The organism is Faecalimonas umbilicata (assembly GCF_042846195.1).
In the GTDB taxonomy this organism is placed as follows: domain Bacteria; phylum Bacillota; class Clostridia; order Lachnospirales; family Lachnospiraceae; genus Faecalimonas; species Faecalimonas umbilicata.
On sequence record NZ_AP031411.1, the window covers coordinates 2,341,814 to 2,359,770 of the forward strand.

Sequence of the window (17,957 nt, forward strand, 5' to 3'; positions counted from 1 at the left end):
ACATGTTATAGAAAGTATGGACAATTTTTCTCTCACTTATTCTGTTTTTTCTGACCTCTGCTCTGTTGTGCTCGCTTTATATTCACATTATAATCGCTTCTGCCGAGAGAATCTTCTATGCCTTTCCTTCTTTGAACGCAAGAATCATCTCATTTGTCAGACTGATATGCTTTTCTGTTACCGGAATTTCTTCACGCTCAAACCACTCTGCCAAGGCAAGTTCCTCTTCGTCAAGCGTAATCTCGGCACTTCCATCTAACTCCGCAAAAAATCCAAACAACAGTGTATCCGAAAAAGACCACGGCTGGCTTTTATAATAACGCAGATTTTTGACTTTCAAGCCAACTTCCTCCATCACTTCCCGCTGCACCGTCTCCTCGATTGTCTCGCCAATTTCTGCAAAACCGGCAATCAATGCATATTTCTTGTAGTCTCTGCCTGCATATTTTGACATGAGCAGCCGATTACCATCCGTCACACCAATAATGACTGCCGGGCAGATTTTCGGAAATTCCATCTGTCCACAATGCTCACAGCGCATCATACGTTCTTTTTTGTCATGTACCATCGGTCTGCCGCATACTCCGCAAAATTTTCTGCTCCGATACCAGTTATACAGCTGGAAACCTGTAATCCCCGCAAAGGCAAGATAAAGTGGCTTCGCCTGCCGGAAAGCCTCAGTATGTTCCATCTGAAATGTAGACAGCTGTGCATAACGGATATGTTCTCCCAAATAGAAACACTTCCCATCTATCTCAAACAGATATGTATAATTCTCATAGATCCCATCATTTTCCTTTTCCAGTTCCGCAAAAGTCGGAAAACGGATTTCCTCTCCCTTTTTCTCCAACAATACTTGATGTCCGTCATAACAGAGCATAATACTGTCTTTCTCCGGCGGTTTTGGGTTGTACTCATTTCGATACCGGTGTGGTGCAATATCTTGAATCATGATTTTTACCTCTTTTTCTTCTATTCCCTATTTTTCTTTTTTCATCCATCCACTTGCATTTTTATCTGTCTGCGAGATACTCTTCTTTTAAAATATCCATATGGATTTCATCCCAGAAACGTCCTTTTGCATAATAGCTTTCTCTTCTTCTTCCAAACTCACGGAAGCCGACTTTCTGATAAGTGTGGATCGCTCTCTCATTAAATGCAAATACTCGCAGCATCACATTGTGAAGGTTTAATGTCTCAAAAGCAAAATCGAGAAGGAGCCTTAACACCTCCTGCCCATATCCTTTTCCCCGATTTTCTTCCTCTCCGATAAAAAGTCCGACTTCCGCACACTGACGGATCTGATTGATCTCCTGGATCCCACAGTTGCCGATCAGTGTATCATCTTCTTTTCTGATGATCGCAAACTGTGTTTTCCCTTGCATACTTTGGATCCATGCCTCTTCCGCCTCAACCGTCATGATCATCGCAGAATTCCCAAGTCCATCTGTCGTATCAAAGTCACTGAGCCACTTCACATAAGTTGCTGCATCTTCCACCTTTGGTACCGCAAGATAAATATGTTTCCCTTCCAATTTCTTAATATATCCCATTCTTTTTTCCTCCCATCTTTTCTTTCTATCTGCTTCTATAAAAATTTTCTCTTTTTATCCTATTTTTCTCTTCGCACAAATCTACTTTCGCGATGGTGCAATGTATTCCTTTTCCACATCTTTTTTTCGCCAGTTTTGAATAAAGAACCATTTTTTCGGAATGGTAACAATAAATACAATTCCAAGTACAATTCCAAATGCGATTTTTAACGACTCCAGTCCTTTGATCGCCGCCAGTGTCAACTCATTTGACACAAGATAGTACATGGTATAGTAAACGCCTGCTCCCGGCACAAGCGGGAAAATCCCCGAGATCAAAAAGACCGTGATCGGACATTTCTTCCAGACTGCAAAAATGCGGGAAACAAGCACGACTCCGACTGCACCGAAGAACGAGGCAACCGCTGTATCCGTAAACGGTACTATCAGATAATAGCAAAACCATCCTGCCATTCCAGTAAATGCTGCACACAAATAAAATTTGCGAGGAACATTGTAGAGAATTGCAAATGCAAGTGATCCTGTGGATGCCAGAAGTAAATTTAATACAAATGTCATAAAAACATTCCTCCCATCAGACTATTGTAAATAGACAGTACGGTTCCTGCCCCGACTGCAATATAGACAAATACAAGAACGGCATCTACCATGCGGACAGTCCCTGATAAAATGTCACTGTCTGCAATATCGCGGATTGCATTTGTAAAAGCAATTCCTGGTACAAGCGGCATGATTGCACCGCTGATCAGCTTATCCATCCGAAGCGGAAACGGCAGGAAGTTGATCGCGCATAGTGTCAGCACCGTGATAAATGCACCTCCCAGAATATTGACGATCACTTTTGAGCTGTTATATTTTTTGACTCCCATCAGAAATACATGCAGCAATACTCCGATGCAGAATGCAATTCCACTTTCTGTCAAAGTTGCCCCCATAATATAGCAGAAACTTCCTGCTCCCATCCCCGATGCAAACGTCTGCAACGGTTTGCTCGTGCGGGGCATCTGTTCGATCTCTTTCAGCCGTTGAAATGCCTCATCGACACTGACTTTCCCTTCTACAATCTCTCTTGAGAGCGCATTGACCTCCGCTACAATTCCTAAATGTGCACCTGACAATGGCACATGCTTTGTTTTTGCATAAATTGTCTTCTCGCCATCATCTGCTGTGATAAAAATCCCATTGCTCAGTACAAATGTATCCAGTCCCTGCACTCCATAATGCTCACAGATATGCCACACGGTCTCCTCTACCCGAAAGATCTCCGCCCCGTTTCTTAAGAGGATTCTCCCTGCCTCCATTGCCAGTTCCAGTACTCTGTGCGACTCTCCGTTATTGATTTCTATAATTTCTTCTTTTTCTTTCACATCCTGCCTCCAATTCTCACACCTCTATTTTAAGAGAATCTTCTCCATCAGCCAGCGCTGCGGCTTCATTCCTGCTTTCTCATAAAACCGAAGCGCCGTCTCATTAAAGCTCCAGACACAAAGATCGATGCGCTCTGCCCCGATGTCTTGTGCCATTCTCTCTACTGCCTGATATAAACTGATTCCGACTCCCTGCTTTCTATATTTCTGCGATACATAAATATCTTCAATGTACACCGTCTTTTTCGATACCATGATCGGATGCTTTGCCTGCCGGATGGTAGCAATACAGATTCCCATCAGCTCGCCTTCCTCTGTGTCCGCACCAAGCGTGATCATTTCATCATTTTGAAGCATACTGCAAAATTCATCCTTTGTATAGACAGTTCCAATTTCCTCCAGCTGTCGATACATATCCGGTCTGCTCTCTGCATGTAATTTATGGAGTTCCGCCATAAACTGGCTTACAGTATCATAATCGATCTCTCTTAGTTTCCTGATCTTCATATCTATTCACTCCTTCTTTCCTGTTCTTCGTTTTGTCGATAGCCGTATTATAGCGCAACTTTTCTCCAAAGTATATAAAAAATCCTCACTCTTTTTTCCGCCACATGTTCTTTCTGAAAAACAAAAAGAGAAAGACCACAGCCACTTCCTGCTGTCATCTTCCCCTTCTCTCTATCGCATGCTTCTTTTTACCGTCTGCTTTTTATGCCTCATCAATCGCTTTTCCGATATCATTTCTCTTATATTTGTTCGCAAATGTAACCCACTCTGTCGCAGCATATGCATTTGCTCTTGCCTCTTTTAAATCTTTTCCTTTCGCAGTCACGCCAAGTACACGCCCACCGTTTGTCACGATCGTATCTCCGTCAAATTTTGTTCCTGCATGGAAGCAGTAGTACCCTTCATGTTTCTGGAATTCTTCCAGTCCACTGATCGGAAGCCCTTTGTCGTATTTCTCCGGATAGCCGTCTGATGCAAGTACAACACAGACTGCCGCATTCTCTTCAAATTCCAGCTCAATCTGATCTAATTTCCCATCAATACAAGCTTCCATCACTTCAAGGATATCATTTTTCATTCTCGGCAGTACCACCTGTGCCTCCGGATCACCAAATCTTGCATTGTACTCCAGTACCTTCGGTCCTTCTTCTGTCAGCATCAATCCAAAGAAAATAATTCCTTTAAATGGTCTTCCCTCTGCCTTCATCGCATCGACTGTTGCCTGATAAATATGTGCTTTGCAGAAGGCATCCACTTCTTTTGTATAGAACGGACTTGGAGAAAATGTTCCCATTCCCCCTGTATTCAGTCCCTGATCTCCGTCTTTTGCACGCTTATGATCCTGCGCTGATGTCATAGTCTTGATTGTATTTCCATCTACAAAGGAAAGCACCGATACTTCCCGTCCAGTCATAAACTCTTCGATTACGATCGTATTTCCGGCCGCTCCAAACTGATGATCAAGCATCAGTGATTTCACGCCTTCCTGCGCCTCCTCCAGCGTATTGCAGATCAGCACACCTTTTCCGAGCGCCAGTCCGTCTGCCTTCAGAACGATTGGAAATTTTGCTGTTTCCAGATAAGCAAGCGCCTCTTCTGCACAATCAAAATTCTCATATGCCGCTGTCGGAATCTGATATTTCTTCATCAAATCTTTCGAAAATGCCTTCGATCCTTCCAGAATCGCAGCTGCCTTATTTGGACCAAATACGCGCAATCCTTCTGCCTCAAAGACATCAACAATTCCTCCGACAAGTGGGTCATCCATTCCAACGATCGTCAGATCAACTGCATTCTCCTTTGCAAATGCTGCCAGCTTTTCAAATTCCATCGCACCGATGTCTACACATTCCGCATACTCTGCGATCCCTGCATTACCTGGTGCACAGTAAATCTTCTCTGCTTTGCTGCTTCTTGACACACTCCATGCGATCGCATGCTCTCTCCCGCCGCTTCCTACAATTAGTACTTTCATAAATTATGCCTCCTACGATTTTCTACCGTTTCTCTGCTCATTCTTCTCTGAATGCAGACCTGTTATGCCGATCTGTTCTCTATCTCCACTCACCAATAACTCTTTTCGGTACACTACTCGCCGCAGACTACCGCCTTCCCATCGATCAGTTCAATCTTCCCGTTTGCGATCAAATCAATCGCCTTCGGCAAAATCTTCCACTCCGCCTCTTCCATCACACGCCGTTGAAGCGTCTCCGGAGTGTCACTATTTTTCACTTCCACTGCCTTCTGCAAAATAATCGGACCGGTATCCGTTCCTTCATCTACAAAGTGTACTGTCGCGCCGACAACCTTCACCCCTCGTTTCAGTGCCGCCTCATGTACTTTCAGCCCATAATATCCCTTTCCACAAAATGCCGGAATCAAAGATGGGTGAATATTGATCATGCGATGTTCGTACTGTCTGATCACCTTTTCCGGAATCACCACAAGAAATCCCGCAAGCACGATCAGATCCGGATTTAACTGTTGAAGCTCGTCAAGGAAAGCATCGTTAAATGCTTCCCTTGATTCATAATCTTTCGGTGAAATGCACATTGCAGGAATCCCATGCTTCTTCGCACGTTCCAAAGCATAGGCATTCTTATTGTTGCTGATGACACCGATGATCTCCGTATTTGTAATTGTCTTAGCTTCAACTGCATCCATGATTGCCTGCAGGTTTGTCCCCCCGCCGGAAACTAATACAACTATTTTTAGCATAAAGTAACTCCTTTTTCTCCTGCTTCGATATGTCCTACCACATATGCATCTTCTCCGGCAGCCTTGATTGCTGCAACAGTCTTCTCCACATCATCTTTATCGACTGCCACGATCATTCCAAGTCCCATATTGTAAGTATTGTACATCATCTCTTCTGCAATCTCACCTTCTCTTGCCAGCATACGGAAGATTGGTGGAACCGGATAGCTGTCTTTTTCCACAACTGCACGCACACCATCACAGAGCATACGAGGAATATTCTCATAGAATCCACCACCTGTGATATGACTGCATCCTTTGATCTTCACTCCGCTTTCCTTAATACCGCGAAGTGCTTTCACATAGATCTTTGTCGGTGCGATCAGTGCTTCTCCAAGCGTAGTTCCAAGCTCTTCATGATATGTATCTAAAGTGTCTTTATCCATCTTAAATACTTTTCTTACAAGAGAAAATCCATTGCTATGTACTCCGGAAGACGCAATTCCGATCAGAACATCTCCATCTTTTAATTCCTTTCCAGTGATCAGGTCTTTCTCATCTACGACTCCGACTGCAAATCCTGCAAGATCGTATTCATCTTCTGGATAAAATCCTGGCATCTCCGCAGTCTCTCCACCGATCAGCGCTGCATCGGACTGTTTACAACCTTCTGCAACACCACTGACGATCGTAGCGATCTTCTCCGGCACATTTTTTCCACATGCAATATAATCTAAGAAAAACAACGGCTCTCCGCCCGCACATGCGATGTCATTGACACACATTGCAACACAGTCAATCCCCACTGTGTCATGCTTATCGAGAATAAATGCAAGTTTTAACTTTGTTCCGACACCATCTGTTCCAGATACTAATGTCGGTTTTTCCATTTCTTTGAACTTCTCCATAGAAAATGCTCCCGAAAATCCTCCGATATTTGTCAGAACTTCCGGTCTCATTGTCTGTTTGATATGTTCTTTCATCAATTCTACTGATTTGTACCCTGCTTCAATATCGACGCCTGCATTTTTGTAATCCATCTTTTCTCCTCCATTTCAAGGCTTTCCCTGCTTTTTCCTACATTTGTTTCAGATATTCTTTATGTCCTAACTGATCAAGTTTTTCTGCCTTTGCCTGTACAGTCTCTTTCATCTCCTGAGAGTATGCTTTCAATCTTCCAAGCAGCTCCGGATCAGATGTTGCAAGAATTCTTGCCGCAAGAATCGCTGCATTGACTCCCCCGTCAATTGCCACTGTCGCTACCGGAATTCCCGGCGGCATCTGTACGATAGAATAAAGTGCATCTACACCCTCCAGGTTCTTTCCTGACATCGGAATTCCAATGACCGGCATTGGGAAGATCGCTGCACACATTCCAGGAAGATGTGCTGCCATACCTGCCCCTGCAATGATGACTTTAAAGTCTTTCTCCTCTGCGGACTTTGCATATTCAAAAAATACGTCCGGTTCACGGTGTGCAGAAATAATTGTCATTTCATATTCTACACCCAGTTTTTCCAGCATATCTGCTGCCTTGCTCATGACTTTCATGTCTGAGTCGCTGCCCATAACAATTCCTACTTTTGGCATAATTCTCTCCTTTTCTCATTTACAAAATACCGGCACTTGGAAATACAAAGTATGAAATGATCCATCATCCATCTTTTTCCCGGCACCTTTATAAGTTACCAGTATAAATACTTGTTCATTTATAAGTTAATTTTACTAATACCGGGCAAGGATGTCAACAGTCCCGCCCGGTATCAGTGATTATAAATACTTATAAGGTTTTATTTCTAAACTCGTTCTTCCAAAAATCTTACGCATTTTCTGCATCCATTCGATCTAGTGGTTCATTGAGACTTTCCGTCCCCGGCAGTACGAATCTCATATCTTTCAAAAGTTCGATCTTGCTGCCATCTTTTCGGATGACACTGATCTCTGCCAGTTCTTCATATGGAATCGTAATGTCTGTATGACACTGAAAATATGCTTTATTCACATCTTCTTTTCGCAGAATCGAAATAGTATTATCCTTTGCAATGATCTCTTTTCCGTTCGGATTGTACACCCGGTTCTCCTCATTCCAGCTGTAACAAGTGTCTCCGACCGCAAAATGTGGTCCCATCTTCTCTGCGATCAAAATGGTCATCTTATCCGCGATCTGATACTTGTTGACCATCACATATGCCGTCGTATTCGTTCCAATCGCAAACTCTCCAAGTGGAAGTGTCTCATGATTGTGCAGAATATTTTCCCGGATATAGGTTTTATTCTCCTCTTCTTTCTCAAAGTTTGCACAAGTATAATCTGTGATCATTCCATCCTGAAATTCGATCTTCAGATCTTTATACTGCATTCCATGCAGATATACTTCACTGACAAACAATGTTCCGTTTGTTCCTTCCAGTGTCGGAGAGGTGAACACTTCCCCTGCCGGAATATTGACATCCGAACCACAGTTTTCAAAGATCGTCTCCTTCTCCGGATCATTTAAAGCATGCAGTCTGACTTTGATATCCGTCTGATTCTTTCCTCTTCCAATGATATGCACGTATTCGCCTTGATCCAAGGCATCAATCATCGTCTGCTGGATCTGTCCATACACTTCGCTGTCCACTGCATTGATCTCGATCGTATCGTTAAAGATTGCCTCGTAGTCTTCTCCAATCTCCGGCTTCGGATACGAGATGATCGTGAAGCTTCTCTCTTCTCCCTTGATATACTGATTGATCATCTGGCTGGACTTACTTGCAAATGCCTGCAGCAGTTCTTCCTGCTTATCCGTATAGGAGAATACCTCCGACTTTCTCTCCGGTGAAAACGGTGGTTCTCCAAATGGATCGATCCATGCCGGACCCGCATAACATGCCGCCAGCTCTTTCTGTTTCTCATATGTATTTTTGATCACATCCAGCTTCCGCTCTGTATATTTTTTATCGAGGAACAATGCCTGGTCTGCTCTGTGATCATATTCAAACTGTTTGTTGACCGCTCCGTAATAACCGGATTTCTGATGGTTTTTCTTGGTCACAACACTGTTTGCTGCACGAAAGATCAACGGACGTAATCCCATTTTTTCAAAATTGCGTATCGCATACTGGATCATCCGCTCAAACCCTGCGGAATACAGCACATTGACCGTCTTTTTCTTTGAAAGATCTTTGCCGCCAAGTATAAATCCTCTTCGGAATCCTTCTGTATAGGTATCTGCCATCTTCTGAATCGTCTCTTCCGGAAGACTGTTCAGGTGACGCATCGTCTGGATCTCATAATCTGTGATCCATTCTCCGGTACGGAAAATAAACCGCTCATCACTGACATCCGTCTTTGCAAGCATCGGCACAAACACACCGCAATCCGGTGAGATCTGCTCTTCGATCCGATCTGCCAGAAACACATCACAATAATCACTTGCATACCAGTACACGATCTCCTTAAGTTCTCTGAACTCCGGACACTGTGCATCTTCAAAACAATTATAGATTTCAATAAACAGTTCATTACAGATTGTATTGTATTTTAATTTTCCTTCATAGGCATACCCTATCTGAGCGCGCATCTCAGTATACAGAAAACTTAAAAAAGTTCCAAAGTCTTCTCCGAGTTTTTCTACTGCCCAAGCCGGATTTGCATACGATGTTCCGTAATTTTCTTCTGAAATGTCTGCATACAGCTTGTGATTGATTTCTTTCATCTCATCAAATGAAAGTTTTTCCCACGATCCATCTTCCACCATTGCTCTTACTTCTTCTACAAAAAGAAGAAATTCTGCCACATGTCTAAAATATGGACGAAACTGCTCTGCGGCAGTCTGCTCTGTATCGATCATTCGGATACGTTCGATCGTCAGATCGTGTCTTTCGTGAAATATTTCATTTTCTTCTTTCCACTGTTCGTTCCACATAAACTTATATCCCCCTGAAAAATATTATTGCCAAACCGACAAACAAAGCGGCATTGCATACAATTCCGATCCGGCATGTAAGATACTTCCGCTCTCGCTCCCGCAGTCCGATCATTCCAAAGAAAATCCCAACTCCCGAAAGTATCCAGGCGCAAATTCCCAACGCACCGATCATTGTTGCTGCTTTTCCTTCCTGAACGTACGACACTGTAACAAGAAGAGAAAGAAGTACGATGGCCGCTATAGCAATAAGGGTAGAACGAACTCCATGCTTCGCATGGCGGATCACTTTTTCTTCTCCATAGCGGTTTCTTTTTTTCTGATAGCGCTGTACTTCTTTTTCCCGCCGTCTCTGCTGTCTTTCTAATTCTCGCTGTCTTTTTTTTCGTCTTCTCTCACTTCTTTGCATGGTATCTTCTCCTTATTGCATTGCATATGACAAACAGTATGTAGCCTGCGAGCCCTCCGATTGTATTTAACAGAAGGTCGTCCACATCGAAAGATCCTACTCTTGTAAGTAGTTGAAATACTTCCACGCAAAGACTAAGTCCGAAACTGTAACATACCGTCATAAAAAAGCTGCGGTATTTGCTTGCCATCGGCATAAAGAAACCGAATGGCACAAAAATTACTACGTTTCCGACAACATTCGTGAGCACTGCAAAAGTCCCCAGTGTCTCACGATATGTCAGAAAACGCCGAATCTCTTTAAACAGAACGAGATTGTAACGATACTCGCTCATTTCCCCAGTACGCCCATACCACTCTGAGAAAAGCAGAAAGTATATAATGAACAACACATAACATACAAACAACACTTTCCCGAGGATACGCAGACGTTTTCTTTCTTTATACTTCACCATTGCACCCTTTCAGAATGATTCCTCTCTTTCCGGACTAAAAAGTCAGACCGGATTTATTCTTTAGTAAGCGTGCACCCCCTACGATTGTGATCACTCCTGCTGCGATCCCGGTCACGATCATGATCACACCGAGAACTATATTTCCTGCGCCGACTGTCGTCATCGTCTTATAAATCTTTTCGTTCATAAGTCTCTCCTGTCTATTTTGCTCCGTACTGTTCATAGTATGCATCAATTGCAGACTTGATCTCATCATCGATCACTACTTTTCCATTGCATTCTTTATTGTGCAGGTGCTCTACTACTTCCGCCATCGTCACGATCGCATTTGTCTCAAATCCATAGAGATCTTTTACTTCTTCCAGAGCACATTTCACTCCGCCTTTTCCAACTTCCATACGGTCAAGAGATACCATCAGACCTACAATCTCTACATCTGCTGCCCCTTTTACTTTCGGCACAGTCTCCTCCATGGATTTTCCTGATGTCGTCACATCCTCGATCATGATCACTCGATCGCCATCCTGAAGTTTGCTTCCAAGAAAGCTTCCCTTGTCTGCTCCATGATCTTTCTCTTCTTTTCTGTCAGAGCAGTAACGGACTTCCTTTCCATACAATTCACTATATGCGATCGCTGTCACTACTCCGAGCGGAATTCCCTTATATGCCGGTCCAAATAAAACGTCAAAATCATCTCCGTATTTATCGTGGATTGCCTTTGCATAATACTCCCCAAGTCTCTTTAACTGAGAACCAGTCACATATCCTCCCGCATTCATGAAAAACGGAGATTTTCTTCCGCTTTTTAATGTAAATTCTCCAAACTTGAGCACATTGCTCTCCACCATAAATTCAATAAACTCTTTCTTATACTGTTCCATCTCTCTACCTCCATATCTTCAGGCAACAGCTGCCTTGATTTACTGTTTTCTCTTCTCTATTTTACAATTCCAACCATATCTTTCACAGTCTCGAACTGATATTTCTTCATATACGCTTCGATTCCATCCACGATCTCGGCTGTGACACCTGGATTGATGAAGTTTGCAGTTCCAACAGATACTGCACTTGCTCCTGCGAGGATAAATTCAATCGCATCCTCCGCTGTAGCAATTCCGCCCATTCCAATGATCGGGATATTGACTGCATTTGCCACCTGGTAGACCATGCGGACTGCGATCGGCTTAATTGCCGGACCAGAGACACCGCCGGTTTTATTTGCCAGCGCAAATGCTCTTCGATGTACATCGATCTTCATTCCAGTCAGTGTATTGATCAGCGATACTGCATCGGCTCCTCCTGCCTCCACAGCTTTTGCCATCTCTGTGATATCTGTTACATTCGGGCTTAGCTTCATGATGACCGGCTGCTTCGCATATTTTTTCACTGCGCTTGTGATCTCCTCTGCCGCCTTTGGATTCTGTCCGAATGCAATCCCACCTTCCTTGACGTTCGGGCAGGAAATGTTGATCTCCAGCATATCTACATCTTCACTTGCAAGACGTTCTACAACTTCACAATAATCTTCTTTCGAGCGTCCACAGACATTGACAATGATCTTTGTGTCATGCTGACGAAGGAACGGGATATCGCGCTCACAGAATAGATCAATCCCCGGATTCTGCAGACCGACTGCATTCATCATTCCTCCGTAAGTTTCTGCCACACGCGGAGTCGGATTTCCTTCCCATGGAATATTTGCCACCCCTTTGGTCGTGACTGCTCCGAGCTTGCTAAGATCTACAAAATCACAGAACTCTGCACCAGAACCAAAAGTCCCGGAGGCAACTGTCACAGGATTTTTCCATTCTACTCCTGCTATATTTACACGCATATCCATTATAATTCCACCTCCGTCGATAAGAATACCGGTCCGTCCTTGCAAATCCGCTTATTATTCACATTGCTGTGGTGGTCTTTCTCTTTTGATTTGCACACACATGCAAGACAAGCGCCGATTCCACACGCCATACGCTCCTCAAGGGAAAGGTAACATTCGATTCCGTTTTCCTCTGCATAGCTTTTCAGTGCACGGAGCATTGGTGTCGGACCGCACGCATAGATAATATCAGCTTCCAGACTATGTTCGCGGATTGTATCCATAACATTTCCCTTTGTTCCGACACTTCCGTCTTCTGTGGAAATATAAAGTGTTCCATTTGCTTCCAGTTCTTCCTTTAAGAAAGTCTGTGCATCACGGTATCCTACGATAATCTGTTTCTCACAGTTCAGTGATTTTGCAAGTTCCAGAATCGGAGGTACTCCGATTCCTCCACCGATCAGAAATGCTTTCTTCTCAATCAGTGGGAATCCGTTTCCAAGCGGTCCGATCACCGGGATTGTATCCCCCGCTTTCATTTTTGAAAACTGTTCTGTCCCTGTCTTTTCTCCCGTCACGCGATATACGACGCGAAGCTTTCCTCCCTCTCTGTCAATCTCACAGATACTGATCGGACGTGGGAGCAGTTTGCTCCCATCATTTGTATACATGGAAATAAATTGTCCTGCTTTTGCTGTCTTTGCTGCCTTTGTCTGGATCCACATGCTGAAAATCCCATCTGCAAGACATTCCTGGGAGACAACAAGTGCCTGCTCTTTTTCTCTCTCTGCCATAATGTTCTTCCTCTATCATTTCATCTTTTTTATCATTCTATTAGCGGTTGTTCAGTGCATTGCTGATGTCTGCCACCATTGCTTCCACAGCTGCTCTTGATGCATCTCCGAAATTCTCGGCACCGAATTTTGCATAAGCTTCCTGCTTGTAAGCTGCGATAATTCCACGGGAAGAGTTTACGATTGCTCCCAGTCCATCTTCATTAAAGAAATGTACGAGGTCTTTTCCCTGTCCTCCCTGTGCTCCGTATCCCGGTACGAGAATGTAAGATTTCGGCATCACTTTTCTGAGAACTTTTCCCATCTCCGGGTAAGTTGCTCCTACAACGGCTCCGATGTAGCTGTATTCGTCACCCATATGTGCCTCGCCCCATGCAGCAACTTTCTCTCCAACTAATTCATACAGCGGTCTGCCGTCGACCAGCTGATCCTGGAACTCTCCGCTTGATGGGTTGGATGTCTTCACAAGGATGAACAGACCCTTGTTTTCTTCTTTACAGATGTCGATAAATGGATTGACCCCATCCGATCCAAGGTATGGGTTGACTGTCACGAAGTCCTCATCAAACGGTGCATAAGATTTACTTCCTACCTGCACATGTCCGAGATGCCCTACTGCATAAGCAGCGGATGTAGATCCGATATCTCCTCTCTTGATATCTCCGATCACCACAAGTCCTTTTTCCTTACAGTAATCGACAGTCTTTTTAAATGCTTCCAGTCCCGGAATTCCAAACTGTTCGTACATAGCGATCTGCGGCTTCACTGCCGGGATCAGGTCATAAGTCTTGTCAACGATCTCTTTATTGAACTGCCAGATTGCCTCTGCTGCTCCCTCTAAAGTCTCCCCGAACTCTGCGAATGCTTTCTTCTGTACATGCTCCGGAATATAGTTGAGCATCGGGTCTAATCCTACTACGATTGGTGCGTTTGTCTTCTTAATATTTGCTACTAACTTGTTGATCATGTTTCTCTCCTCCACTGATATGTCTTTCTATCTTTCTTCTGTCTTGCAAAGCTTTCTCTTATCCTTCATAGACCGGCACGCCGTCCACGATTGTGCAGCGCACTTCGCCTTTTACTTTTCTTCCATGGAATGGTGTATTCTTTCCTTTTGAGAAAAATGTATGTTTGTCAATCTCATATTCTTTCGATGGATCAAAGATGACAATGTCCGCGATCTTCCCTTCAGAAATCGAACCCTTTTCCTCGGAAAGCCCGAGGATCTTTGCCGGATTATAGCTCATCTTCTCTGCCATCTGCATTGGAGTAAGCACTCCGGTCTCCACCAGTTCTGTGTAAGTCAGTGCTGCCGATGTCTCCAACCCTACAATTCCAAATGCAGCATCCTTCATGGATTTGTCCTTTTCCTGCTCTGCATGCGGCGCATGATCGGTAGCGATCACATCCATGATGTTATTTTTCAGTCCTTCGCGAAGTGCTTCTACATCTGCCTTGCTGCGAAGCGGCGGATTCATCTTAAAGTTTCCATCATCCTCTGTAATATCGTCTGTCGTCATAATAAAGTGATGCGGGCATACTTCTGCCGTCACTGGAAGTCCATCTCTCTTTGCCTCAGCGACCATACGCACACTGTCCGCAGTCGAACAATGGCACAGATGAAGCTGTACTCCTGTCTCTTTTGCAAGAAGGATATCTCTTGCAACGATTACATCTTCCACCGCATTTGTAATTCCTTTCAGTCCGAGTACTTCTGCCTTTTGATCGGCATTCATGACACCACCTTCTACCATATGAATATCCTCGCAGTGTGCAAAGACAGCGATTCCGCTTGCTGCCGCTCTTCTCATTCCTTCTCTGTAAAGAGATGCGTTCATCACAGACTTCCCATCCTCACTGATCGCATGGCATCCTGCCTCCGCCATTCCTTCGATATCAGCCAGTTCTTCTCCTGCCTGACTGACTGTGACTGCACCAAGCTGGATCACATGCACCGGCGAATCTTCCTTCGCACGCGTATGTACATCTTCCACACGCTCTTTTGTGTCGATGACCGGTTTTGTGTTCGGCATCGCACAGACCGTTGTCACACCTCCGTGCGCTGCTGCCTTTCCGCCTGTCTCTAATGTTTCTTTATATTCCAATCCCGGATCTCTTAAATGTACATGAAGGTCAATGAATCCCGGCATTACATAACAGCCTTTCGCATCGATCACCCGATCCGCCTGCTCTTCAATATGTTCTTTGACACCGATGATTCTCTGATCCTCTGTCAGCACATCACAGATCCCATCCACTCCCGTAGCCGGATCCAAAACATGCCCATTCTTGATTAATACTCTCATACTGCTCTATCCTTTCTTCCCAGTGTACTGTACCTTCCGACAGACAGGTCCCCGTCTGTCATCATACTATTTTTATTTTATCATAGCAGCACAAAAAAAGGAATGTCAAATTTGTGTTCCCTTCTGACATTCCTTCTCTTTCATCACTTTGGATAAATTCTTTCCATGCTGCACTGATTTTTCAGTACACTGGTACATTGTATTCTATTGTTCCCGAAGCACATCCATCGCAGTCTGCAGTTGATTGTCAGCCTCCGGATCTTCCTCATCTCTGACATACTCTACCGAAACATCCGGCTCGATTCCTTTCCCGTCGATATTTCTTCCCTTCGGAGTAAAATACTCAGAGATTGTCACCTTGACACAAGTTCCGTCATCGAGTGGAAATAGTTGCTGGACAACGCCTTTCCCATATGTTGTCGTTCCTACGATCGTACCGATCTTGTAATCCTGAACTGCTCCGGCAAAAATCTCAGAAGCACTTGCGCTATATCCATTTACCAGAACTGCAAGCGGAGTATCAAAGTCATTCTTTCCACTTCCTCGGATTTCTTCTTCTTTTCCACTCCGATCCTTTGTAGAAACAATCGTTCCTTCCGGAAGGATCAGCTCCAGCATATTGCAGACTGTATCAAGATTTCCACCTGGATTACTTCTCAAATCAATGACAAGCCCCTGCATGTCCTGCTCTTCCAATGTTGTAAGCGCCTGTTCAAACTGTCCCATCGTCACACTGTCAAATTCAGAAACACTGATGTAGCCAATCTGGTCTTCTTTCATCTCAAACTCGACTGTCTGAGCTTCGACTTTTCCTCGCACAGCCGTCAATTCAATCTCTTCTCTTTCCTCCCCGCGTAAAACAGTGATATGGACTTCTGTTCCCTCTTCTCCTTTGATGTCTGCAACAACTTCATCCAGTTCCTCACCGGTCACTTCTTCGCCTTCCACCTTATAGAGAATATCTTCCGAACGCATTCCCGCTTTCTCTGCCGGAGAGTCTTTGTAGACTCTGCTTACCGTAATGATTCCTGTGTCTAGATTCTGAGACATCGCCGCTCCGATTCCAATATATTCTCCTGATGTCGTCTCAAAAAGTTCCTTTGTTTCTTCTTCCGTATAGTAAGTCGAATACGGATCATTTAAACCTGCCAGAATTCCTGCATACATACCGTCTTCCAGATCTTCTGTATCTGTATCCCGAAGATAATGCTCGTCAATAATCTTCTCAATCTCTTTCAGCTTTTCTTTTGATTCCGCGTTCAGCACACTCTCCGATGACTGAATACTGTTATTTTCATTCTTTCTGATTTTCTCTGCTACATTCTTTCCAAGGGAAACTCCGCCAAAAATGGCACCTCCCCCTATGAACATAGCAAGGGCGCCACAGAGCGCCCCTTTAAAAAAACTATGTTTATTCTCCATATGATTACCCGTCTTACATATAATTTGAAGGATTCACTGCTACACCGTTTAATTCTACTTGAAAGTGAAGGTGTGGTCCTGTCGACTGTCCGGTACTTCCCACATATCCAATCTGCTGACCTTTCTCTACTCTCTGTCCAGCAGATACTGTCAGTGCAGAATGATGCATGTATTTTGAAACAAGCCCATTGTCATGCTGGATGACAACCCAGTTTCCTGCTGATGTACTATAATTCGCAATCAGGACAGTGCCTGCCGCTGCTGCATATGTAGGTGTTCCTTCCGGTGCTGCATAATCATGCCCTTTGTGTCCTCCGACCTCAAACTCTCGGATTTCTCCAAAGTAACTTGACTGATATGTCATCCCCGGACATGGGTGTGTAAAGTACCCGCTGCCAGATACCACATTGCCTGATGACGGCGGCACCACTCCTCCAGATGTACTTCCACCAGTACTGCTTCCACCCGAAGGTGCCTGTATCTGATTGTTCTGTCCGGCATTGTTGTTCATCGCCTGCTGCTGTGCTGCTAACTGCGCCGCCTCAGCTTCCTTCTGACGCCGTTCGGCCTCCTGTGCTTCCGCGATCAGTTGCTGTAATACTTTTGCGTTCTCCCCAATCTCAGATTCCAGATTTGCAATCTGAATGTTCTTATTAGAAAGTAGTGTTTCTACACTTGCACGCTTCTCAGAAAGTGTCGTCTGAAGTGCTGACAGTTCCTCGTACTCTGCACGGAGTTCTTCTTCCTTCTTCTGCACTTGCTCAACCGTCTTCTGAAATTCTACAAGCATATCTCTATCATATTCCGAGATCTTAGTCACATATTCCGTTTTGTTGAGAAAATCTGAGATATTTTCTGCACTGAGAATGATCTCGATAAATTCCACATTTCCATTCTCGTACATGTATTTGATACGTTTCTTCATGCTCTCATATTGATTGTTCTCAGTTACTTTCGCCTCTACAAGCTCATTCTCAGCAGACTCAATCTGCTCTTCCTTCGCAGACATAGCATCCTGCGCTTTCTGAAGTTCCTGGATGACTGTGTTCAGTTCATTATCAAGTGAGCTTTTCTCGGCTTCCGCAGCTTTCTTCTGCTCTTCCAACTGCTCTCCCTTTTTTTGTGTCTCAGAAATAGATGTTGCTGACACTGGCATGACACTTCCGCTGCATAACGCACACGCAAGGAATAGTGCCGCTATCTTCTTTCCTCTTAATTTCATA

The 17,957-nt window shown here is 44.2% G+C and carries 20 protein-coding genes; all 20 read right to left on the reverse strand.

The genetic code is table 11. The annotated features are described in order from the left end of the window. Positions 1 to 115 precede the first annotated feature (115 nt). Entirely contained in the window at positions 116 to 952 is an 837-nt protein-coding gene (gene nudC, locus ACGG81_RS11235; protein ID WP_009263576.1) for an NAD(+) diphosphatase, read from the reverse strand. Positions 953 to 1,013: 61 nt separating this feature from the next. Next, entirely contained in the window at positions 1,014 to 1,553 is a 540-nt protein-coding gene (locus tag ACGG81_RS11240) for a GNAT family N-acetyltransferase (protein ID WP_270196426.1), read from the reverse strand. Positions 1,554 to 1,634: 81 nt separating this feature from the next. After that, positions 1,635 to 2,111 (reverse strand): threonine/serine exporter family protein, encoded by a 477-nt coding sequence (locus tag ACGG81_RS11245; protein ID WP_009263578.1) that lies wholly within the window; start codon positions 2,109 to 2,111, stop codon positions 1,635 to 1,637. Further along, a complete protein-coding gene (locus tag ACGG81_RS11250) occupies positions 2,108 to 2,920 on the reverse strand; it encodes a threonine/serine exporter ThrE family protein (protein WP_016441420.1) in 813 nt (270 codons plus the stop codon). The genes ACGG81_RS11245 and ACGG81_RS11250 overlap by 4 nt, the downstream gene beginning before the upstream one ends. A gap of 24 nt (positions 2,921 to 2,944) precedes the next feature. After that, positions 2,945 to 3,427, reverse strand: coding sequence for a GNAT family N-acetyltransferase (locus ACGG81_RS11255; protein ID WP_390108376.1), 483 nt, complete (start codon positions 3,425 to 3,427; stop codon positions 2,945 to 2,947). Between the two features lie 202 nt (positions 3,428 to 3,629). Beyond that, the gene (purD, locus tag ACGG81_RS11260; protein WP_016441423.1) at positions 3,630 to 4,901 is read right to left on the reverse strand and encodes a phosphoribosylamine--glycine ligase; all 1,272 of its coding nucleotides are present in this window, start codon (positions 4,899 to 4,901) and stop codon (positions 3,630 to 3,632) included. Between the two features lie 113 nt (positions 4,902 to 5,014). Beyond that, the gene (purN, locus tag ACGG81_RS11265; protein ID WP_009263583.1) at positions 5,015 to 5,644 is read right to left on the reverse strand and encodes a phosphoribosylglycinamide formyltransferase; all 630 of its coding nucleotides are present in this window, start codon (positions 5,642 to 5,644) and stop codon (positions 5,015 to 5,017) included. After that, complete coding sequence (gene purM, locus ACGG81_RS11270) at positions 5,638 to 6,663, reverse strand: phosphoribosylformylglycinamidine cyclo-ligase (protein WP_008977357.1); 1,026 nt, start codon at positions 6,661 to 6,663, stop codon at positions 5,638 to 5,640. The genes purN and purM overlap by 7 nt, the downstream gene beginning before the upstream one ends. 37 nt (positions 6,664 to 6,700) lie before the next feature. Next, on the reverse strand, positions 6,701 to 7,213 hold the full coding sequence (purE, locus tag ACGG81_RS11275) for a 5-(carboxyamino)imidazole ribonucleotide mutase (protein WP_008977358.1): 513 nt from the start codon (positions 7,211 to 7,213) through the stop codon (positions 6,701 to 6,703). Positions 7,214 to 7,442: 229 nt separating this feature from the next. Beyond that, positions 7,443 to 9,530, reverse strand: coding sequence for an aminopeptidase (locus ACGG81_RS11280; RefSeq protein WP_390108380.1), 2,088 nt, complete (start codon positions 9,528 to 9,530; stop codon positions 7,443 to 7,445). A gap of 4 nt (positions 9,531 to 9,534) precedes the next feature. Beyond that, complete coding sequence (locus ACGG81_RS11285) at positions 9,535 to 9,939, reverse strand: DUF6142 family protein (RefSeq protein ID WP_008977360.1); 405 nt, start codon at positions 9,937 to 9,939, stop codon at positions 9,535 to 9,537. Next, positions 9,926 to 10,393 (reverse strand): VanZ family protein, encoded by a 468-nt coding sequence (locus tag ACGG81_RS11290; RefSeq protein ID WP_009263585.1) that lies wholly within the window; start codon positions 10,391 to 10,393, stop codon positions 9,926 to 9,928. Before ACGG81_RS11290 ends, ACGG81_RS11285 begins: the two co-directional genes overlap by 14 nt. A 34-nt stretch (positions 10,394 to 10,427) precedes the next feature. Further along, positions 10,428 to 10,580, reverse strand: a complete 153-nt coding sequence (locus ACGG81_RS11295; protein ID WP_008977362.1) for a hypothetical protein — start codon at positions 10,578 to 10,580, stop codon at positions 10,428 to 10,430. A 13-nt stretch (positions 10,581 to 10,593) separates the two neighbouring features. Further along, on the reverse strand, positions 10,594 to 11,274 hold the full coding sequence (gene pyrE, locus ACGG81_RS11300; RefSeq protein WP_008977363.1) for an orotate phosphoribosyltransferase: 681 nt from the start codon (positions 11,272 to 11,274) through the stop codon (positions 10,594 to 10,596). A gap of 56 nt (positions 11,275 to 11,330) precedes the next feature. Continuing rightward, positions 11,331 to 12,233 carry a dihydroorotate dehydrogenase gene (locus ACGG81_RS11305; RefSeq protein WP_008977364.1) on the reverse strand — a complete coding sequence of 301 codons (903 nt, stop codon included), beginning with the start codon at positions 12,231 to 12,233 and terminating at the stop codon, positions 11,331 to 11,333. After that, on the reverse strand, positions 12,233 to 13,006 hold the full coding sequence (locus ACGG81_RS11310; protein ID WP_390108385.1) for a dihydroorotate dehydrogenase electron transfer subunit: 774 nt from the start codon (positions 13,004 to 13,006) through the stop codon (positions 12,233 to 12,235). Before ACGG81_RS11310 ends, ACGG81_RS11305 begins: the two co-directional genes overlap by 1 nt. Before the next feature lie 40 nt (positions 13,007 to 13,046). Beyond that, entirely contained in the window at positions 13,047 to 13,973 is a 927-nt protein-coding gene (pyrF, locus tag ACGG81_RS11315) for an orotidine-5'-phosphate decarboxylase (RefSeq protein ID WP_009263586.1), read from the reverse strand. A 58-nt stretch (positions 13,974 to 14,031) separates the two neighbouring features. Then, positions 14,032 to 15,312 (reverse strand): dihydroorotase, encoded by a 1,281-nt coding sequence (locus ACGG81_RS11320; protein ID WP_390108388.1) that lies wholly within the window; start codon positions 15,310 to 15,312, stop codon positions 14,032 to 14,034. 204 nt (positions 15,313 to 15,516) lie between these two features. Beyond that, positions 15,517 to 16,734 carry a S41 family peptidase gene (locus ACGG81_RS11325; protein WP_390108391.1) on the reverse strand — a complete coding sequence of 406 codons (1,218 nt, stop codon included), beginning with the start codon at positions 16,732 to 16,734 and terminating at the stop codon, positions 15,517 to 15,519. 13 nt (positions 16,735 to 16,747) lie between these two features. Continuing rightward, positions 16,748 to 17,956 (reverse strand): murein hydrolase activator EnvC family protein, encoded by a 1,209-nt coding sequence (locus tag ACGG81_RS11330; protein WP_390108394.1) that lies wholly within the window; start codon positions 17,954 to 17,956, stop codon positions 16,748 to 16,750. Position 17,957: the final 1 nt, after the last annotated feature.